The sequence below is a fragment of the Corynebacterium heidelbergense genome, from assembly GCF_028609845.1.
In the GTDB taxonomy this organism is placed as follows: domain Bacteria; phylum Actinomycetota; class Actinomycetes; order Mycobacteriales; family Mycobacteriaceae; genus Corynebacterium; species Corynebacterium heidelbergense.
The window spans coordinates 1,584,936-1,603,078 of the sequence record NZ_CP063191.1; the positions used below are offsets into that span (position 1 = coordinate 1,584,936).

General features: G+C 66.4%; 16 protein-coding genes. 5 read left to right on the forward strand and 11 right to left on the reverse strand.

The window, feature by feature from the left end; all coding sequences use genetic code 11:
- The first annotated feature begins 153 nt into the window (after positions 1-153).
- Entirely contained in the window at positions 154-990 is an 837-nt protein-coding gene (locus CHEID_RS06915) for an O-methyltransferase (protein WP_238599220.1), read from the forward strand.
- Positions 991-1,014: 24 nt separating this feature from the next.
- Here CHEID_RS06915 and glgC read toward each other — a convergent pair whose 3' ends face one another.
- The gene (gene glgC / locus CHEID_RS06920; protein ID WP_112768684.1) at positions 1,015-2,232 is read right to left on the reverse strand and encodes a glucose-1-phosphate adenylyltransferase; all 1,218 of its coding nucleotides are present in this window, start codon (positions 2,230-2,232) and stop codon (positions 1,015-1,017) included.
- A 146-nt stretch (positions 2,233-2,378) separates the two neighbouring features.
- On the opposite strand from glgC, the gene glgA reads away from it, so the two are divergent.
- Positions 2,379-3,563, forward strand: a complete 1,185-nt coding sequence (gene glgA / locus CHEID_RS06925) for a glycogen synthase (protein ID WP_273661031.1) — start codon at positions 2,379-2,381, stop codon at positions 3,561-3,563.
- 77 nt (positions 3,564-3,640) lie between these two features.
- Positions 3,641-5,158, forward strand: coding sequence for a glycoside hydrolase family 32 protein (locus CHEID_RS06930; protein WP_112768686.1), 1,518 nt, complete (start codon positions 3,641-3,643; stop codon positions 5,156-5,158).
- 14 nt (positions 5,159-5,172) lie between these two features.
- Here the strand turns inward: CHEID_RS06930 and CHEID_RS06935 are convergent, their stop codons facing one another.
- From CHEID_RS06935 to dapE, 5 genes are all read right to left on the reverse strand, one after another.
- The gene (locus CHEID_RS06935) at positions 5,173-6,045 is read right to left on the reverse strand and encodes a methyltransferase domain-containing protein (protein WP_112768697.1); all 873 of its coding nucleotides are present in this window, start codon (positions 6,043-6,045) and stop codon (positions 5,173-5,175) included.
- 39 nt (positions 6,046-6,084) lie between these two features.
- Positions 6,085-7,563 carry a leucyl aminopeptidase family protein gene (locus tag CHEID_RS06940; RefSeq protein ID WP_112768687.1) on the reverse strand — a complete coding sequence of 493 codons (1,479 nt, stop codon included), beginning with the start codon at positions 7,561-7,563 and terminating at the stop codon, positions 6,085-6,087.
- 5 nt (positions 7,564-7,568) lie between these two features.
- Positions 7,569-7,922 carry a DivIVA domain-containing protein gene (locus CHEID_RS06945; protein ID WP_112768688.1) on the reverse strand — a complete coding sequence of 118 codons (354 nt, stop codon included), beginning with the start codon at positions 7,920-7,922 and terminating at the stop codon, positions 7,569-7,571.
- Positions 7,923-7,945: 23 nt separating this feature from the next.
- A complete protein-coding gene (locus CHEID_RS06950; protein ID WP_112768698.1) occupies positions 7,946-8,761 on the reverse strand; it encodes an LOG family protein in 816 nt (271 codons plus the stop codon).
- Between the two features lie 175 nt (positions 8,762-8,936).
- A complete protein-coding gene (gene dapE, locus CHEID_RS06955; protein WP_112768689.1) occupies positions 8,937-10,148 on the reverse strand; it encodes a succinyl-diaminopimelate desuccinylase in 1,212 nt (403 codons plus the stop codon).
- Between the two features lie 105 nt (positions 10,149-10,253).
- Between dapE and CHEID_RS06960 the strand changes: the two genes are divergently transcribed.
- Positions 10,254-11,774, forward strand: coding sequence for an amino acid permease (locus CHEID_RS06960; RefSeq protein ID WP_112768690.1), 1,521 nt, complete (start codon positions 10,254-10,256; stop codon positions 11,772-11,774).
- Between the two features lie 73 nt (positions 11,775-11,847).
- Positions 11,848-12,840 carry a 2,3,4,5-tetrahydropyridine-2,6-dicarboxylate N-succinyltransferase gene (gene dapD, locus CHEID_RS06965; RefSeq protein WP_112768691.1) on the forward strand — a complete coding sequence of 331 codons (993 nt, stop codon included), beginning with the start codon at positions 11,848-11,850 and terminating at the stop codon, positions 12,838-12,840.
- Here the strand turns inward: dapD and dapC are convergent.
- From dapC to CHEID_RS06990, 5 genes are all read right to left on the reverse strand, one after another.
- Positions 12,837-13,964, reverse strand: a complete 1,128-nt coding sequence (gene dapC, locus CHEID_RS06970; RefSeq protein WP_112768692.1) for a succinyldiaminopimelate transaminase — start codon at positions 13,962-13,964, stop codon at positions 12,837-12,839. The two genes, dapD and dapC, sit on opposite strands and share 4 nt — an antisense overlap.
- Positions 13,965-13,984: 20 nt before the next feature.
- Complete coding sequence (gene fdxA, locus CHEID_RS06975; RefSeq protein ID WP_112768693.1) at positions 13,985-14,305, reverse strand: ferredoxin; 321 nt, start codon at positions 14,303-14,305, stop codon at positions 13,985-13,987.
- A gap of 133 nt (positions 14,306-14,438) precedes the next feature.
- The gene (locus tag CHEID_RS06980; protein ID WP_238599221.1) at positions 14,439-15,002 is read right to left on the reverse strand and encodes a hypothetical protein; all 564 of its coding nucleotides are present in this window, start codon (positions 15,000-15,002) and stop codon (positions 14,439-14,441) included.
- Entirely contained in the window at positions 14,999-16,168 is a 1,170-nt protein-coding gene (gene mshB, locus CHEID_RS06985) for an N-acetyl-1-D-myo-inositol-2-amino-2-deoxy-alpha-D-glucopyranoside deacetylase (RefSeq protein ID WP_273661032.1), read from the reverse strand. The genes CHEID_RS06980 and mshB overlap by 4 nt, the downstream gene beginning before the upstream one ends.
- Positions 16,165-18,135: an ABC transporter family substrate-binding protein gene (locus CHEID_RS06990; RefSeq protein WP_112769276.1), complete on the reverse strand. Its 1,971-nt coding sequence runs from the start codon at positions 18,133-18,135 to the stop codon at positions 16,165-16,167. Before CHEID_RS06990 ends, mshB begins: the two co-directional genes overlap by 4 nt.
- Positions 18,136-18,143 lie beyond the last annotated feature (8 nt).

Consider the following 18,143-nt stretch of genomic DNA (forward strand, 5'->3'; position numbering starts at 1 on the left):
TTAGAGTTTACTGTGAGCCCCGCCCGCTCACCCAACAGCGCAATCCCTCCAGTCAACAGTTGTTAACTCCTTTTTCTTTTTGGACGCCACCTCACCCAACGCGCCGCCAACCTCCGCCAGACCAGTAGGGGTCCTGCCCTAACCTCTACAACCGTGAACTCCGCTCTGAGCAACCCCCTGGACCTGTTCCGCTCCCTGGCCTCCACCCACGCCGAGGAGGACCCAGCCCTGACCTCCGCCGAGACCGCCGCCGAGGAATTCGGCCTGGCCGTGCCGGATGCGATGACCGGTGATTTCCTCCGCTTCCTGGCAGCCCGCACCGCCGCGGCGGCCCGGGCGCACGCCCGGGGGGAGGCCGGCGGCAACGGGGGCACCACTCCCACCGCCATTGTCATGAGCCCCGCGTGTGGGACAGTGGGCCTGCACATCTACCGCGGCTTCCACGCGGCCCACGCGGCAGCCCAGCCGGACGAGCAGACGCGCGGAGCAGTCGGCGGGAACGCCACTGGAAGGCACACGATCGGCGGCGCTGTGGTTGGCAGCTACGTGGTGGGAGCAACCGGATCCGGTGCCAGCTACTCCGCCCACGAGGGCCATCTCACCTGCATCGAGCCGGAGGTCCAGCACCAGCAGTTGGCGAAGGCGGCGTTTGGTGAGGCTGGCGTCCCCAATAATTGCTATCGATTCCTGCCCAGCGCACCACTGGACGTCGTCGGTCGCCTGGCTTCGGATTCCTATGACTTAGCCGTCGCGGAATGCGATGTGCGCGACCTTGCGGCCCTGTGCGCGGCAACTCTGCCCGCGCTGCGGCCTGGCGGGACGCTGGTGCTGCTGGACAGCCTCATGGATGGGGCGATCGCCGACGAGGACGATCGCGACCGCATGGTGGTGGCGGCCCGGGAGGCGGACGCCGCCATCGCCGAGATGGGGAATGTGGTGGTTACGCGGTTGCCGCTGGGGGCTGGGGCCACGGTAATCACCAAGCTCTAGGGGTTAGGGCCTCGGTGCGCGGGGCTACACCACCGCGTTTTTGCCGATGCAGACCACTCCCCCGGCAGAAACCGTGAACAGTTGCTCGTCGCGATTGCGATCCACACCGACGATCGAGTGGTCCGAAATGCGCACATTCTTATCCACAATGGCGTGGCGCACCACCGCGCCCTTGCCCACGTGAACTCCCGGCATGAGCACGCAGCCCTCCACGGTGGCGCCCTCATCCACATAAACATTCTCCGAGAGCACGGAATTGCGCACCGTTCCCGCGGAAATGATGCACCCGGCGGCCACCATCGAGGCCTGGGCGATACCTCCCTTGACGAACTTCGCCGGGGGAAGGTTGCCATTTTCCGCAGTGTGGATGGGCCACTGCTGGTTGTACAGGTTGAACACCGGATGCACGCTGATCAAGTCCATATGCGCCTCGTAAAAGGCGTCCACCGTGCCCACGTCCCGCCAGTAACCACGATCGCGCTCCGTCTCCCCCGGCACGCTATTGGCAGAGAAATCGTAGACATAAGCCCGATCCCGGCCAACCAACAGCGGGATGATGTCCCCGCCCATGTCGTGGTTGGAATCCTCGTGCTCCGCATCCTCGATCAGAGCCTGGATAAGGGTGTCCGCCGTGAACACGTAATTGCCCATGGAGGCGAAGGCGACATTCGGATCATCCGGCACACTCGGCGGATCCGCCGGCTTCTCCAAGAATTCCTGAATCCGGTTGTCCTCCCCGGCCTGAATGACGCCGAAGGCCGTGGCCTCCTCCCGCGGGACTCGCAGACCGGCGACGGTCACACCCGCACCAGAGGCAATATGAGCCTCCACCATCTGCTTGGGATCCATCCGATAAACGTGGTCCGCGCCGAAGACGATGATGTAATCCGGGCGTTCGTCGTAAACGAGGTTGAGCGATTGCAGAATGGCATCCGCAGAACCGGTAAACCACCGCTTGCCCAATCGCTGCTGCGCGGGCACGGGGGTGATGTACTGCCCGGCCAGACCGGATAACTGCCAGGATTGGGAGATGTGGCGGTCGAGGGAATGCGATTTGTACTGCGTGAGCACGCAGATTTTGTAATACCCGGCATTGACCAGGTTAGACAGCACAAAATCGATGAGCCGGTAATTGCCGCCAAAGGGGACAGCGGGCTTGGCTCGGTCTGCGGTGAACGGATAGAGCCGCTTACCCTCGCCGCCGGCTAGAACAATGGACAGGACATTCGGTGTGCTCTTCACACACTCAAAGCTAATGGGCTTCGGGCCCGCGCGCTGGACAAGTGACCCCCGCCACCCCGTTTTGGGCACCGGCGCTACCCTGTTTCGGGTGCCCGGCGTGGCAAACTTCCCCGGCGGATGGGCCCCGGGCCAATTAGGGTGAGGTCATGCGTATTGCGATGCTCACCAAGGAATATCCTCCGGAGATCTACGGCGGGGCCGGGGTTCACGTCACCGAGCTCACCCGGTACATGCGGCAACTCGAGCACGTGGACGTCCACTGCATGGGCGGTCCCCGCGATGAGGCCGATGTTTATGTCCACGGCGTGGACCCGAAACTCACCGGGGCCAACGCATCTATTCAGACGCTGTCCACTGGTTTGCGAATGGCTAATGCCATCGAGGGCGCGGACGTCGTCCACTCCCACACGTGGTATGCCGGGCTGGGCGGCCACGTGGGCGGACTGCTGCACGGGATCCCCCACATCGCCACCGCCCACTCCCTGGAACCGCACCGCCCCTGGAAGCGGGAGCAGTTGGGCGGGGGCTATGACGTCTCCTCCTGGTCCGAACGCAATGCCATGACCAACGCCGATGCCGTCATCGCCGTCTCCGCCAAGATGAAAGACACCATCTTGGACGCCTACCCCACGATCGACCCGGACCGGGTGCACATCGTCCTCAACGGCATCGATTCCGAGCTGTGGCGGCCCCGCCCCACCTACGCGGAGGCACTGGAGGCCACCGGCCGGTCCGTGCTGGAGGAGTTGGGGGTGGACCCGCAGCGCCCCATGATCTGCTTCGTCGGTCGCATTACCCGCCAGAAGGGGGTGCCTCACCTACTGAAGGCCATCGCGCACATGAACCCGGAGATCCAGATCGTGTTGTGCGCCGGAGCTCCCGACACGCCGGAGATCGAGGCGGAGGTGACCGGCCTCGTGCAGGACCTGCAGGCAGAGCGCGACGGGGTCTACTGGGTCAAGGAGATGCTGCCGAAGGAAAACCTGCAGGAGGTCCTCACGGCCGCCGATGCCTTCATCTGCCCGTCTATCTACGAGCCGCTGGGCATCGTCAACCTGGAGGCAATGGCCTGCGGTACTGCGGTGATCGCCTCGGATGTCGGTGGAATCCCCGAGGTCGTTGTGGACGGCATGACCGGCACCCTCGTGCACTACGACGAAAGTGCGACCGAGGACTTCGAGCGCGGCCTGGCGGAGGCGACGAACGAGCTGTTGGCGGACCCGAACCGGGCTCATTCCTTCGGCACGGCGGGCCGCAACCGCGCGGTGACGACGTTTAGCTGGGCCACCATCGCCGAGCAGACCGTGAACGTGTACAAGTCCCTGTTGTAGCCGGCCCGGTCTGTTCCCCCTTCAACTCCCCGCCGTAACGCAAAAGTGCAGCACTAGGCGCTGGTATACAGGAGGACATGGCACAGACCGCGTCTCAGGAACCAACGGAACCCAGAAGTTTTCGCCCGGAGCTCCACCTCACGGCGGAGACTGGCGTACTCGAGGCCCCCGCGGGCGCGATCGTGGCGGGCGGGGCCATGCACGTTTTCCAGCAGTTCCGGCCCACCGCCCACGAGGGTTCGCGGTGGGGGCACCAGGTGGCCTCGGGCGCTCCCTACGACTGGGACATCCGCGACGACGTGCTAGCCCCGCGCACGCAGGACGGGGAGGTGGATGTGCTCGCGGGGTCCGCGATTGAGGTGGGGCCGAGCGCCGCCGAGCTCTTCTTCGTCGTCGCCACCGGTGCCCGCAGGGGGGCCGAGCACAGTGAGGAACACGGGCAGCGCCACTTTCATATCCACCGGGCCCGCATGGCCGATGTGGACGCCCACTGCGAGATCTCCGACGATCCCAAGCAGGTGGACCCCACGGTGGAACGCCTGGGGCCCATCGATATCGAGGATTCTGCGCATCCCATCCGCAACCTGGTCACCCCCAGCGTGATCCCGGCGTCGGAGGGGTGGATCATGATGGCCCTGAACCTCCTGGCGGACGACGACGCTGAAATCGTCTTGCTCCATTCCGCCGACCGTCAGCACTGGGTGCTCTCGGGGGTCCTGGACCTGCCCCCGGAGGCCGGGCTCCCTACCGCGCGGCGCCCCTATGCCCCCCGCCTAGCCCGCATCGAAGATCAGGCCGATGGGGAGGTGTACGACGTCGTCTTCCTCACTTTTCCCGGCGAGGCGGGCGAACCCGAGGAGATCGCCGGGTACGTCGTGGGCCATGTAGAGGGCACGCACTTTTCCGTACGCACCCCGTTTACCGTCTTGGATTACGGGCACGATTTCACCCGACCCCGGATCATCCCGGCCCCCTCCCCCCTCATGCTGGGGCTCGTCGGCGCGCGCCCCTCCGGTTCCGGGCAGTGGGCCAATTGCCTCTCCGCACCGCGATTCCTGTCACTCGTGGATGGCGCCATCTACCAGGACATCATCGGTACCCCTTCGGCCATCACCGGTTACTCCGATCACGCGTTGCTGTGGACCGGCCAGTTGGACGCCAATGGGGGGCGCGTGGACGTCACCATCCGCGACGCCGCCGGTGGCCAACTGGTGGAGGTCGGGTATGCCGCCGGGGAAGTCAGCGTGACCCGCGGCAACGGGGATAGCCGCACGGCCCCGCTGGCGGAGGCGGATTCCGACACGCTCGCGGTGTTCGTGGATGGCCCGGTCTGCGAGGTCTTCGCAGACGGCGGGGCGGTGAGCCTGACCAGCGCGATTCCCAGCGGGACCCACCCCGCCGCCGTGGTGGTCAACACCTACGGCGATGCGGAGGTGCGTACGGCGATGGTTACTGCGGGCCAGCAGATCCAGCGGGCCCAGGCGGGCTTGGGTTCCCCGGACGAACATGATGCTTTCCTGGCGGCCGCTCTCCAGGCGGATCGTGAACTCAGCTCTGAGTGGCTCGAGGAAAACGGGGGCGGCGCCGACGAGTAGGCCGAAGCCGATAACTAGTGGGCCTGGCCCAGCCGGGTCACCACGGCGCGGGCTGTCACCGCCATGGTGGACGGTAGCTGCGCGATTCGCTCTTGCAGCACCTGGGGGTGGATGTGCCGGGCGGAGGGGCTCATCCCGATCTGTGCAGAGATGCTGGCCTGGTCCAGGTTCATCTCGAACTCCACCGTTTCGGGCTCGCCGACGACCTTGAGGTGACCGCTGGCCTGCTTGATCATCCGGTCCACCTTGCCCTCCTCCACATCGAGGATGCCCAGCGGCTCGCGCAGTTCCACGAGGTGGCCCACCTCCGGGGTGAGCACCACAACCTGCCCCGCAGGCTTGAGGATGCGGGCGAACTCCGCAGCGTTGCGCGGCGCGAAGACGACCATGATGGCGTCCACGCTCCCCTCCCGAAGGGGCAGAGTGGACCAGGCATCCGCGACGACCGCTCCGATACGCGGATGAGCATTTGCCAACCGCTTCGCGGCAGCCGTGGACACGTCGATGCCGACCCCGCGAGAATTCTGGATCGTGTCGAGAGCGTGAGAGAGGTAGTACCCCGTGCCCGCGCCGATCTCCACAATGGCGGGGTGAGCCTCCTCGGCCACGTGGGCCTCGTCCAGTACCAACTCGACGTGGTGGGTCACGGCCTCCACGAAGGGCGCGAAGTGCCCGCCGGAGAGGAAGGTTTCCCGGGCGTCGATCATGGAGGCGTCGTCCCCGGAGTAGCGCAACCCCGCCCCGCCGCACAACGTCACATAACCCTGCCGCGCCACCTCGTAGGTGTGTCCCGTGTCGGACACGACAGTTTGCCACCGGTCTTCTCCCGGGGTAAGTCGGGACCCGTCGACGGGATCGGCAAGCAGGTCTATGACGTCTGACAGCACGGGGTCCTTGTCCTCCACATTCGTCTTAACAGGTGAGACTCAGCGTCCCAACCACTGTACAAGAGTACGGGCTGCAAATCCCGTGCCCAGCGGGGATACCTCGTTGTACTCGCTTTCCGCCCGGCCCGGACCCGCGATGTCCAGGTGGATCAGGGGAATGCCGCGGGTGAACTCGCGCAAGAACATCGCAGCGGTGATGGCTCCCGGCCCCTTCGGAGTCTGGGATACGTCGGCCAGTGCGGACTTCACCTCCGCCCGCAGGTACACAGGCTGCGGCATCGGCCACCAGTTCTCCCCCACTGCGGCACCCCGGCGCGCCAGCTTCACCGCGGTGTTCCAGTCCTCGCTGAACACCGCCCCCGTGCGCAATCCCAAGGCAACCTTCGCCGCGCCCGTGAGGGTAGCCAGGCTCACCAGGGTGGTCGGCCGGTACTTCTTGGCCCCATAGCTCAGCGCGTCCGCGAGTAACATGCGGCCCTCGGCGTCGGTGTTCGTCACCTCCGTGGTGATGCCGCCGTAGTGTTCCACCACATCCCCGGGCCGGTAGGCACCACCGGAGATCATGTTCTCCGCCGTGGGAACCAGGGCCACAATCTTCCGGGGAACCTGGGCCGTTGCCAACTCCCGGAATGCGGCGATGACGGAGGCCCCACCCGTCATATCCGTTCGCATCGTCTGCATTCCCGCGGAGGGTTTGAGGCTGTAGCCGCCGGTATCGAAGGTCACCCCCTTGCCCACGAGCACCACGGTGCCACCACGTCGCTTGATGCCCACCCGCTCCGGGTCCCACACCAGCTCGATAAGCATAGGCGGATGCTCGGATCCCCGGCCCACGGCGAGGATTCCGCCGAAGCCCTTGTCCTCCAGCCATTGCTGGTCGCGGAGCTTGACCTTGACCCCGTCGATCCCCTCGATCACGGACTTGGCTTGGCGGGCCAACCATTGGGGGCTCTTGACGTTGCTGGGGGTATTGGCCAGGTCCCGCGACAGGCACGTGGCCGCCCCCAACCGCACACCGGCGCTCACCGCCTTGTCCAGCACGCGGGACCGGGAGGCCTTCGCCGCGCCCGCGAGCGATCCGGCCAAGGTGAAGTGCACGTTGCGCACCCGCGGTTGGCTGCGTTCGTTGCTGATTCTATAGGTGTGCCCCCCCACAATCACACCGATGACGAAGCTGCGAACCTGCGCCGCGACGGCGCCCGACGGTACCTCCACCTGCACGAGGTGCTTCTTGGCGCGCACGGGGTGCCCAGCGATGACGGTGTTCAACCTCCGGATGAGCTGGGCACCGGCGCCCCGCCACCCGGCGTCGTTGAATTCCGCCCCCTCCGTCAAATCCAACACCTGGCGCGGCTCGCCGGGGACGAACACATCCCACACCCCATCGGCTGCCAGCTCGACCCCCGGTCCGCCCTGGCTGCGCTCGCAAATTCTCACGTCGAGGACTTCGCTGCCACTGGCGCGTTCCCCGAAGGTGACCTGGGGAATGGTCTGAGGAATGACGGGGACCGGCACCATGGGGGTTACTCCTTGTTCTCCGGCACGAGGCCGCGTGCGTTGTTAGGTTCGGCATCGGCTGCTGCGTTCGGACTGTTGACTCCGGTGGTAGCCTCCAGCTCCGCGAGCCGTGCAGAAACACGCCTCAGGTAGGCGTCCACCTCCGCCATTCGATAGCCACGAAGGGCGACGGAAAAACGGATGCCGCTGATCCGATCGGCGGTGATCGGGGATTCCATAATGGACGCCAGGTGCGCGGCGCGCTGCGGACCACTGGAGACATCCGGCAGGCGCTCACCGCGGCCGAAGACCTGCGCCAGCAGCAGGGCCAGCACGCAGCCCACCAGCAGCGCCCCGGCCAGCGACAGCAACCAATACATAGTGCCCTAGAGTACCCAGGCCACTAGGAGGAGTTGGAATCGCGGAACTGATCGATCTGTTGGTTGAGGATCTCCGTTTCCTCAATCAGTGTTTCGCGGCGCGCCTCCAGATCCTCCACAAAGCCGCGGTGGGCCCGCACACAGAAGTCCACGGCCTCTTGCGGCGAATCGGTGACCAGGAAGAGGTCTGGGTCGGACGCGGAGATCATTTCCTCCTCCACCAAGCGGGTGCGGATCCACTCCACCAGGCCACCCCAGAACTCGGTGCCCATGAGGATGATGGGGAAGCGCTGAATTTTCTCCGTCTGCGTCATGACCAGCGCCTCGAATAGCTCATCCAACGTGCCGAAGCCGCCGGGAAGGCAGATGAAAGCCTGGGAGTATTTCAGAAACATCGTCTTGCGCACGAAGAAGTAGCGGAAGTGCAACCCCAGGTCCACCCACTCGTTGAGGCCCTGCTCCATGGGCAGCTCGATGCCCAGGCCGATGGACAGGCCCCCGGCCTCGTGGGCCCCCCGGTTGGGTGCCTCCATGAGGCCCGGACCGCCGCCGGTGATGACGGCGTATCCGGCCTCGTGGATGCAACGGCCCAGCTCCCGCCCCTTGGCGTAGTAGGGGTGGTCCGGCTTTACCCGGGCGGAGCCGAACACGGTGATGGCCTTCGGAATCTTGGCCAGGGCCCCGAACCCGTCGACGAACTCGGACTGAATGCGCATCACCCGCCAGGGGTCCGTGTGCAGCCAGTCGGTGCTCGTCTGCTCCCCCAGCAGGCGCTGATCCGTGGTGCTGGCCTGCTTGCTACGCAACTGGCTGCCGCGCAGCACCACCGGGCCACGCAGTCCGAAATCCTGGCGCCGGGGATGGGTGTTGACGTCCGGGCCGTCGTGGGGCTGTGCGGTAGCGCCGGAGCCAGCAGGGGAAGAGTTGTGTTCAGTCACGGGATAATCGGTTCCAATTCTGGGTTGTGGGATGTCGGTGCGGTAGTCACTGCGCTTGGCGGTGGTCGAAGCGTGGCTAGGTGGTGAGGAACTCCAACAGCTGAGCGCTGACCTCCTCGATCTGAGCGACGGGGCAGCGCTCCTCCCGGGTGTGGCACAGGCTCGGGTCCCCGGGGCCAAAGTTCACCGCCGGGATGCCCAGGCCGGAGAACCGCGCCACGTCAGTCCACCCGAACTTGGGCCCCACCTTCCCGCCCGTCGCGGCCACGAGGCGCGCCGCCGCCGGCTGGTGCAGTCCGGGAAGCGCGCCGGGGGCGGCGTCGTCAATATGCAGACTGAACCCCTCCGCAGGGTCATCGGGCGTGCCCACCGCCAGCACCTCCCAGGTGTGCTGAAGAGCTTGCTCCACGGACCGGTTCGGGGCGAAGCGGAAGTTGATGAAGGCCCAGGCCTCGTCGGGAATAGTGTTCGTGGCCACCCCGCACTCGGTGGTCACGACGTTCAGGCCCTCCCGGTAAGTCAGCCCATCGATTTCGACGCTGCGGGGGGCATAGTCGGCGACCCGCAATAGCACGCGAGCCAGCCGGTGCATCGCGTTGTCCCCCAGCCAGGAACGCGCGGAGTGGGCGCGCTGGCCGTGGGCAGTGACGCGGACCCGGACCGTTCCCTGGCACCCGGCCTCGATAAGCCCGGCGGAGGGCTCCCCCAGCAGGGCCAAGCTACCCTCCAGCACCTCCGGGGATCTCTGCACGAGGTGATTGAGGCCGTTATACGTGGTGGCTACTTCCTCTCCCTCGTAGAGCACCAGGGTGAGGTCCCGCGTGAGCCGAGGGGAGCCCGCGAGGCTGACAAAGGCGTGGATGTAACAGGCATCCCCGGACTTCATATCCACGCTGCCCAAGCCGTAGATGGTCTGCTGCCCGGGCGGCTCGCTATGGGGATCTGCGGCCACGCGCGAGGGCAAGTTGTCGGCGGGAGGGACCGTGTCGATGTGCCCGGCGAGCACCACCCGGTCCCCCAGCCCGCGTTGGGTGCGGGCGACGATGGTGTTACCGCTGCGGTGCAGGTCGAAGGCGGGCTGATTGGCAGCCAGCAGTTGTTCCCTCGCGCGCTGCAGGGCGTGGTGCAGGGCATCGGCCAGTTGGGCCTCGTGGTGCGATTCGCTGTACACGTCCACGAGCTGCCGGGTGAGCGCGACCGGGCCTGCTGTGAGGTCCAGGTCCGGCGCATCGATACGGGCCCGGCTGCCGGGGTCCGCAATCTCGGGGTTAGGAGTGTCGTCGGTCATCGCCCGCCATCCTAGGGCGCACCAAACCAAAGCGCTGTGATTGTCTCACACTCAATGCGCTCTGGGGGGTGCTAAATAGCTGGTCGATTGTGGTTGAATCTCTCTATGTCAACACCAGCCAGCCCCTCACCCCATTCCCCCGGCGCGCCCGCGTCCTCAGGCGCAAACGGCACCCCGGCGGCGACCCCCGGCACCCGCGCCACCGACACGCCCACGGTTGACACGGCGGGGGCACCCGACCGCTCCACCGCAGACAGCGGCGGCCTCGGCCACGGACTGAAAACACGGCACCTCACGATGATGGGCCTGGGGTCCGCCATCGGTGCCGGGCTGTTCCTGGGTACCGGCGTAGGCATCAGGGCTGCGGGTCCGGCCGTTTTGCTCTCCTATGTCGTCGCCGGGATCCTCGTGATCTTCGTCATGCGCATGCTCGGTGAGATGGCGGCGGCCCGTCCGGCCTCCGGCTCCTTCGCCACCTATGGGCGACAAGCTTTCGGTCACTGGGCCGGTTTCTCCATGGGTTGGTTGTACTGGTTCATGCTCATCATGGTGATGGGTGCGGAGATCACCGGCGCGGGCAACATTATGGGCCGCTGGTTCGGCGTGGAAGGGTGGATTCCCGGGCTCGTGGCCGTGGTCTTCTTTACAATCGTCAACCTGGCCGCCGTGCGAGGCTTCGGGGAGTTCGAGTACTGGTTCGCCTTCATCAAGATTGCGGTCATCGTCGCCTTCTTGCTGATCGCAGCGGGCCTGCTGCTGGGGCTGTTCCCCAACTACTCCTCACCGGGTCTGTCCAACTTCCACCCCTTCGCACCGAAGGGATTGAGCGGCATTGCCACGGGCCTGCTCGCGGTGGCATTCGCGTTCGGCGGTATTGAGATCATCACCATCGCCGCCGCCGAGTCGGAGCATCCCAGCGAATCCATCACCACGGCGGTACGCGCGGTGGTCTGGCGTATCTCGGTGTTCTACCTGGGGGCGGTGTTCTTCATCGCCGCCCTGCTGCCTTTCGAGACCCTGGGTAAGGCGGAATCCGCAGCCGAGTCGCCATTCACCCGAGTTCTGCAGCTCGCCAACGTTCCGGGGGTGGTCATGGGGATGGAGATCATCATTGTCCTCGCCCTGCTGTCCGCCTTCAACGCCCAGATCTACGCGACCTCCCGCCTGACATACAGCTTCGCCAAGACGGGGTACGCCCCCAAGATCTTCCGCCGCGTCAATTCCCAGCAGGTGCCGGTGTACGCCGTGCTGGGTTCGCTCGTCTTCGCCTTCCTGTCCGTGGCTTTGCAGGTGTGGGGGCCGGCGAACCTCATCACGATCTTGTTCAATGCTGTGGGCGGCACGTTGTTGCTCATCTGGGCGGTCATCACGCTGTCCGCCATCCGGTTGCGCCCGCACCTGGTTGCCGAGGGCTCCCTCAAGGTCCGGATGTGGGGCTACCCCTGGTTGCCGTGGATCACCTTGGCCATGATCGGTGGGTTGGCCGCTCTCATGCTCTGGGATCCGGAGGCCCGAATGCAGGTCGTGACCGTAGCCGTCGTCGCGGTGGTTTTGTCTGCCATCGGTGTGGTGGTGGGCAACCGTAAGGGTGTGGGTGAGGACGCTACCCTCGGCGCGCGGGTCTAACCCGCGCTCGCAAAGGGGGGGGAAGGGAACACACGGGGGCCAGAAGAACCGTGGGCACTACAATCGGGAAACTATGACTGGAGCTCAAGGTTTAGGAATTGCAACGCTCACGACCGACGGTACCGTTTTGGACACGTGGTACCCCTCCCCCGAACTCACCGAGGACTCGGCGCAGGCGAAAAACGCCTCCCCCGGAACCCACCCCGTGGATGCTGCCGAGCTGGAGCAGTGGGTCGCCGACCTCGTCGGGGAGGATGACCTGCGCGGTGTTCGTCGCACGGCGGTGCGCACCACCATCCCAGACCTAGATACTCCCCCGGCTGATGCCTACGACGCGTACTTGCGACTACACCTCATTTCCACCCGTCAGCTCGAGCCCCACGGCTGCAACCTGGACGGGATCTTCGGCGTTCTCAACAACGTAGTCTGGACCAACCACGGGCCCTGTGCGGTGCAGAACTTCGAGGAGACCCGCGGTCGGCTGAGCGCCCAGCGGGGCCCGGTGGAGGTCTTGAGCGTGGACAAGTTCCCCCGGATGGTGGACTACGTGCTGCCCTCCGGTGTTCGCATTGGGGATGCGGATCGGGTCCGTCTGGGCGCCCACCTCGCGGAGGGGACCACCGTCATGCACGAGGGCTTCGTAAACTTCAACGCCGGCACGCTGGGCTCCAGCATGGTGGAGGGCCGCATTTCCGGGGGTGTCGTGGTGGGCAACAACTCCGACATCGGGGGCGGGGCCTCCATCATGGGCACGCTCTCCGGCGGTGGCAAAGAAGTCATCCGGATCGGTGAGCGTTGCCTGGTGGGGGCCAACGCCGGTGTGGGCATTTCCCTGGGGGATGACTGCATCGTGGAGGCCGGCCTCTACATCACCTTCGGTACCAAGGTGACGGTTTCCGGGGCCGTCGCTGAGGCCGCAGGCGTGTCTGCGGGCGAGGCCGTGAAGGCCTCTCAGCTCAGCGGAGCCTCCGGCGTGCTGTTCCGCCGCAACTCCGTCAGCGGCGCCGTGGAGGCAATCCCCAACGGCACGGCGGTGACCCTCAACGAGGCCCTGCACCAGAACTAGCGGCCGTAGTCCTCGCGGAGACGGCGGGCGGCCTGCTCGATCTTCTCGTCGGTAGCGGTCAGGCCGATCCGCACGAACTGCTGCCCGGTGGGACCGTAGAACTCCCCGGGGGCCACGAGAATGCCGATGCGCGCCAACCGTTCCACGGTGTCTCGCCCGTCCCGGCCCTCGGTGGCCCACAAGTAGAGCCCTGCCTCGGAGTTCTCGATGCGGAACCCTGCCTCCTGCAACGCGGCGCTCAGCACGGCTCGACGGTGGCTGTAGACGCTCTTCTGCAGCGTCTCGTGGTCGTCATTCTCCAAGGCCGCAACCATGGCGGCCTGGATGGGGCCAGGCACGATGAGCCCCGCGTGACGGCGCACGTCCAGCAACTCGGCGATAAGACCGGTGTCCCCCGCGTACCACCCGGCGCGATAGCCGGCGAGGTTGGACGTTTTCGACAGGGAATGGGTGGCCAACAGGTTGCGGTGGTCCTGTCCACACACTTCGGGGTGGAGGATGGACACCGGCTTCGGCCCTTCCCATCCCAAGCCCAGGTAGCACTCGTCGGAGACGATGATGCTGCCCCGCTCCCTGGCGAAGTCCACCACCTTGCGCAGGTGGTCCACTCCCAGAACCCGGCCGTGGGGGTTGGCAGGGGAGTTGATGAATACCAGTGCGGGGGTTTGCGGCCCCAGCTTGAGGAAGGAATCGCTGCGGATAACCTGGGCCCCGGCCAAACGCGCTGCAACCTCGTAGGTGGGGTAGGCCAACTCGGGGATGACGACGGTATGCTCCGCCCCGATCCCCAGCAAAGTGGGCAGCCAGGCGATTGCTTCCTTGGTGCCCACGACGGGCAGCACCCCGGTCTCGGAATCCAGTCCGCGTACCCCAAAGCGGCGCTCCATGGCTCCCACGATGGCGGCTCGAAGCTGTGCCGTCCCCTTGGTCTGGGGATAGCCCGGCTCCCCTGCGGCCTCGGCGAGAGCTAGCTGGATGGTTGGGGATACCGGGTCCACCGGGGTTCCCACGGACAGGTTGACGATCCCCTCCGGGTGGGATCGGGCGGTGGCGGTAGCCTCCACCAGGGAATCCCAGGGGAAATCGGGTAGTCGTCCGCCCACGGGTTTGCGATCGATACTCATGCGGGTCAGGCCTCGGGGGGTTACTCTCCCTGGGGCGGCAGGGCCGCTACCAGGGGAGCGTCGAAGTCTTGCGGGCCTGTCTTCGCGGCACCTCCCGGGGAGCCGAGATCGTCGAAGAACGCCGCGTTGGCCTCGTTGTAGGCCTCCCACTCGTCCGGCACGTCATCCTCGTAGAAGATGGCCTCGACCGGGCAGACGGGTTCGCAGGCTCCGCAGTCCACGCACTCGTCCGGGTGGATGTAGAGCATGCGCTTGCCTTCGTAGATGCAATCCACGGGGCACTCTTCCACACAGGCTCGATCGAGCACGTCCACACACGGCTGCGCGATGGTGTAGGTCATTGTTGTTTAATCCATCCTTCTTGACTGTTCATGGACATCTCGGGCGGGGGTGGGCGCCTTTCCGCCCCCGGCCCCTCCCCCGTGAGGAGGCTGCCCGGACGTGGACTGGGGCCTCGAGAAAGTCATGTAGCGCCTATTTTGTCACTGTCGGGGAGTCCACGGGAAACCGGGGGCGCAGTGGCCAGGCTCCCCCGGCCAGCCCAGCGGTGAGGAGCAGGATGGTCCACGGGGTGGAGGGCAGTAGCGTGTCCCCGCCCAGCGGCAGGGTTGGCAGCGCGGCGATGAGGATGAACCCGAGGAACCACACGGTTACAGGGATTGCCGCGATGACCTGGTTGGGCGTCCACAACAGGGCAGTCTTGGTCAGGGCGGCGTTGAATAGCGCGGCGAAGACGATAGGCCAGGGGAAGGGAATGCTGGTGCCCCCCACGCCGATGCGCGTCCCGATGTATAGCACGCAAATAAACAGGCAAAAGATTGCACCGATGGTGAGCCAGACCAGCCCTGCAATACGCTCCGCCCGGGTGGTATCCCGCCGCACCTGAGACTTGGCGGGATTCCCCCAATCCGGCTCCGATACGTCCCGCGCCGGGGCTTGGCTCTGAGCCCCGGCGCGGCCATCCCGTCCGGACCCGGTGTGGCTGTCCTGCGTGCGCCCAGCTCGGGCTGCACGCGCATTGGCCTTCTTCTTACTCACTGCCTTACCTCCCTGTCCCGGAGCCCTTTGCACCCGTCGGCCCCGGAACACTCCGCGCGCGTCTCGGTTTCCTGTAGCCACCGCTGCAACATGCTGGCACCCGCGCGCTCCGGGTGCGCTCGCCACCCAATTGTCCAACTCTCGCTGGACATGAGGGGCTGGGCGATGAGGTTGGACAAGCAAAACAGGACAGGCCCCTGGGGTGGTGAGACCCGCGCGCGGGGGTTGGCGTCTGACATCGAACCATCGGCGACCCACAATTGCGTGGCGTGGGCGGACATGGCCCAGCGTTTGGCAGCTACATCCTCCGCAGAGCCGCGCACGCGGAAGTCCACTTGATCTGCGGGGACACTGGCAATGTCCCCGAGTTGTGGGTAGCGCCACCCCTCCGGAACGGCCTTGGGGTCCACGCGCTCGAGCTCGCTGGCCAGCACCTCCCGCTCGGTGACCATCCACAGGATCTCTTGGGGCCCCGCATAGGCCGGGTCGGCGGACTCGGCGCGGTCGTGGGGCCTGCGGGCATGCCACTGGCGGGCCGCAGCGTGAGTGATGTCGTGGGCTCGGATGTGATCGGGGTGGCCATAACCGCCATCGGGCCCATAGGTCAGCAACACGTCCGGTTGATGCTGGTCCAGCAGCTCCAGGAGCTGGCCGACCTGCTGTTGCAGGCGCTGATCCCACTCGCTGGGCTGCTGTTTTTTGCCCGGATGCTCTCCCTCGCCGGCGAAAGCGCGGGGGTGGTGAATGGAGGGCATATCCGCCATCCCCGAATCCCGCCAACCCCCAACGCCACCCAGGAACGTCGGCTCGGCCGCCAGCCCCAACTGCGCCAGGGCCCGCTGCAGCTCGGCGATGCGGTAGCCGCCGAGCATGCCGTTGCCTCCCGCCACGGCAAGGGGTTGATACTTTTCGCCGATGACCTCCCCCTCCTCCCCAAGGGTGCACGTGACCACCTGCACCTCGGCCCCCAGCCGGGCGAGCTTCGCCAGAGTCAGACCGGTCCACAGGGATTCGTCATCCGGGTGGGCGTGAACGGCTAAAACGCGCAGGCGCTCGGCCGGGCCGCTGGGGCCGTCGTGATCGGTGCTACCGGCGGAGCGTCCTGGGCCGGTGGCATGGTCAACGTCTGCGGGCTGATGTCGTTGGGGTTTGGTCACTGCTGTCATCGCTTTTCGTTGTCGCGCCCGGCACGGGCAGACGCGGTGGAACTCGGGGGGGCACCGGAGCTGCGGGCCTCACTGGAGCTGGAAGCCGCCGTGGTCTGCGTCGTTTGGCTCGGTTCCGCGTCGTTGGACCCCTGGGGGGGTTCATCGGTCGGCGGTGACTCCTGCTTCTGCCAGCTCGTGGCCGCGGCGAAGACGCCACTGTATCCGCTGTCGGCGCTGCTAGGCTGCTCGTCCACGGGCTTGCTGAGCTGTTTGTTCCCCGCGATGAGCTGGCTGTCCCGCACGATCGGAACCATCACACCCAGTTGCTTGACCCGGCCCACGATGGCCTCGCGGGTCTGCTCCAGGGGCTCTTCGCCACGGTTCATTTTGTCCAGGGCGTCCGTGATGTCCGGATCGCACGTCCCCGTGAGGTTGGCGCCGTACACCGGCGGCAGTTCTGCGGCGCGGTCGTCGGATTCGCTCGCTGGTCTTGGTTCCGGGGTTGCCGGTGGGGTGTCTTTGCTCATTGTGGACGCCACCTCCCGCCGGCCCTGGCCGCCGCGTGAGGCCGAAACCATCTGCGAGACGCAGGCAAACTGCCCTGACAGGTCCTGCTCGCTCTGCGGGAGCATGCCCCACTGGACCAGGATGTCCACCCCGCCCTGGGGTAGCGTCGTGCCCAGCAGCTCCGCCGGTTCCGCACTGATCGCACGGGCGGGCAGCCCCGATGTGGTCAACTGGTCAGCGATGGTCCGGGAGGCGGCGACGGCCGCCGGATCTGCGGCGGGGGCCCCAACGATGAGGGGTTCCTGGGATGTGGGCCCTGCCACCGAGCGGATCCCATCGAACCGGGGCACCGACCACTCTGGGACGTCCACATCGGGCCGACCGGTGGCAACCTGCGCGACCTCCTTCCGGTCGATCGCCTTGAGCACCTGCTGGCGCAGCACGCGATCGGCCATGCGCCCGGACCGGGCGTTGACCGTCGCGTTTAGCTGCACATCCCGGGTGCTCGTCTTGTGGCTAACCCCGGGGATTCGGCCATAGGTCGTCTCGCTGACCGCCGTCGGGCGGGCCGCAACCATCTGGATCTGCCCGCTGCGCAGCATCTGGGCGCCGGTCTGATCCCCCGGCACGGCGGTGAGGATGATCTTGTCCAACTTCGCGGGGTTCGGCCCCCAGTAGCGGTCGTTGCGCTGGAGCTGAAGCACCCCCCGACCGCTGTCCACGGAGGCGACGGAGAAGGGCCCCCCGGACGCGGCCGAGCGCCCGTCCATCATCGTGGCGAACTCCTGCCCCTCGGCCCGGTAGATGTGGCTGGGCAGCAGATGGTGGAACAACTGCCGCCACGGGGCGTAGGGGCGGGTGAAAGTCACTTCCACTTGCAGGCCACCACGGTCCACCGTGAGCTGCCGGATGTGCGAGTAGGCCTCCGCCTCACGGGACAACGGCTGGTCCGTGCTTACGTCCCGCAAGTACTCGAAGTCCGCGCCCGTGATGGGGGTGCCGTCCGACCACTGGGATTGAGGGGTGAGCTTGTACACCACCCTGGTGGGCGCTGCGGGGTTATCCGCATCTACGGACGCGATGAGGTCCCGGTTCTGATCCCACTGCTGGCCATCGAAGGTAAACGCGCTGGGCAGGGTCAGGTCCGCAACCGCCGCCGTGGCAAGCTCCACGTTCCCCACAAGGTGGGGGTTGAGGTTGCCGCCGAACTCATCCACCCCCACGGATAACTCCCGCAGCTCACGGGCCTTTTCCTTGGGCTGCAGCGTGGGCGTGGTGGTCGTGGCAGGGGTCCCGTCCTCCACGGTCGGGGCATCTCCGGGATTCGCCTGGCAACCCGTCAGCACCGCGGACACCACCATGCCCGCAACCAGCAGCCCCACAATCGGCCGCCGCGCGCCCGCTGCGCGCCGCGCCGGGTGGGGGTGGCGTCCACAATCAGGTGCATCCCGCAGGGGCACGGGCCTATCGGTGACCATGGCAGTCT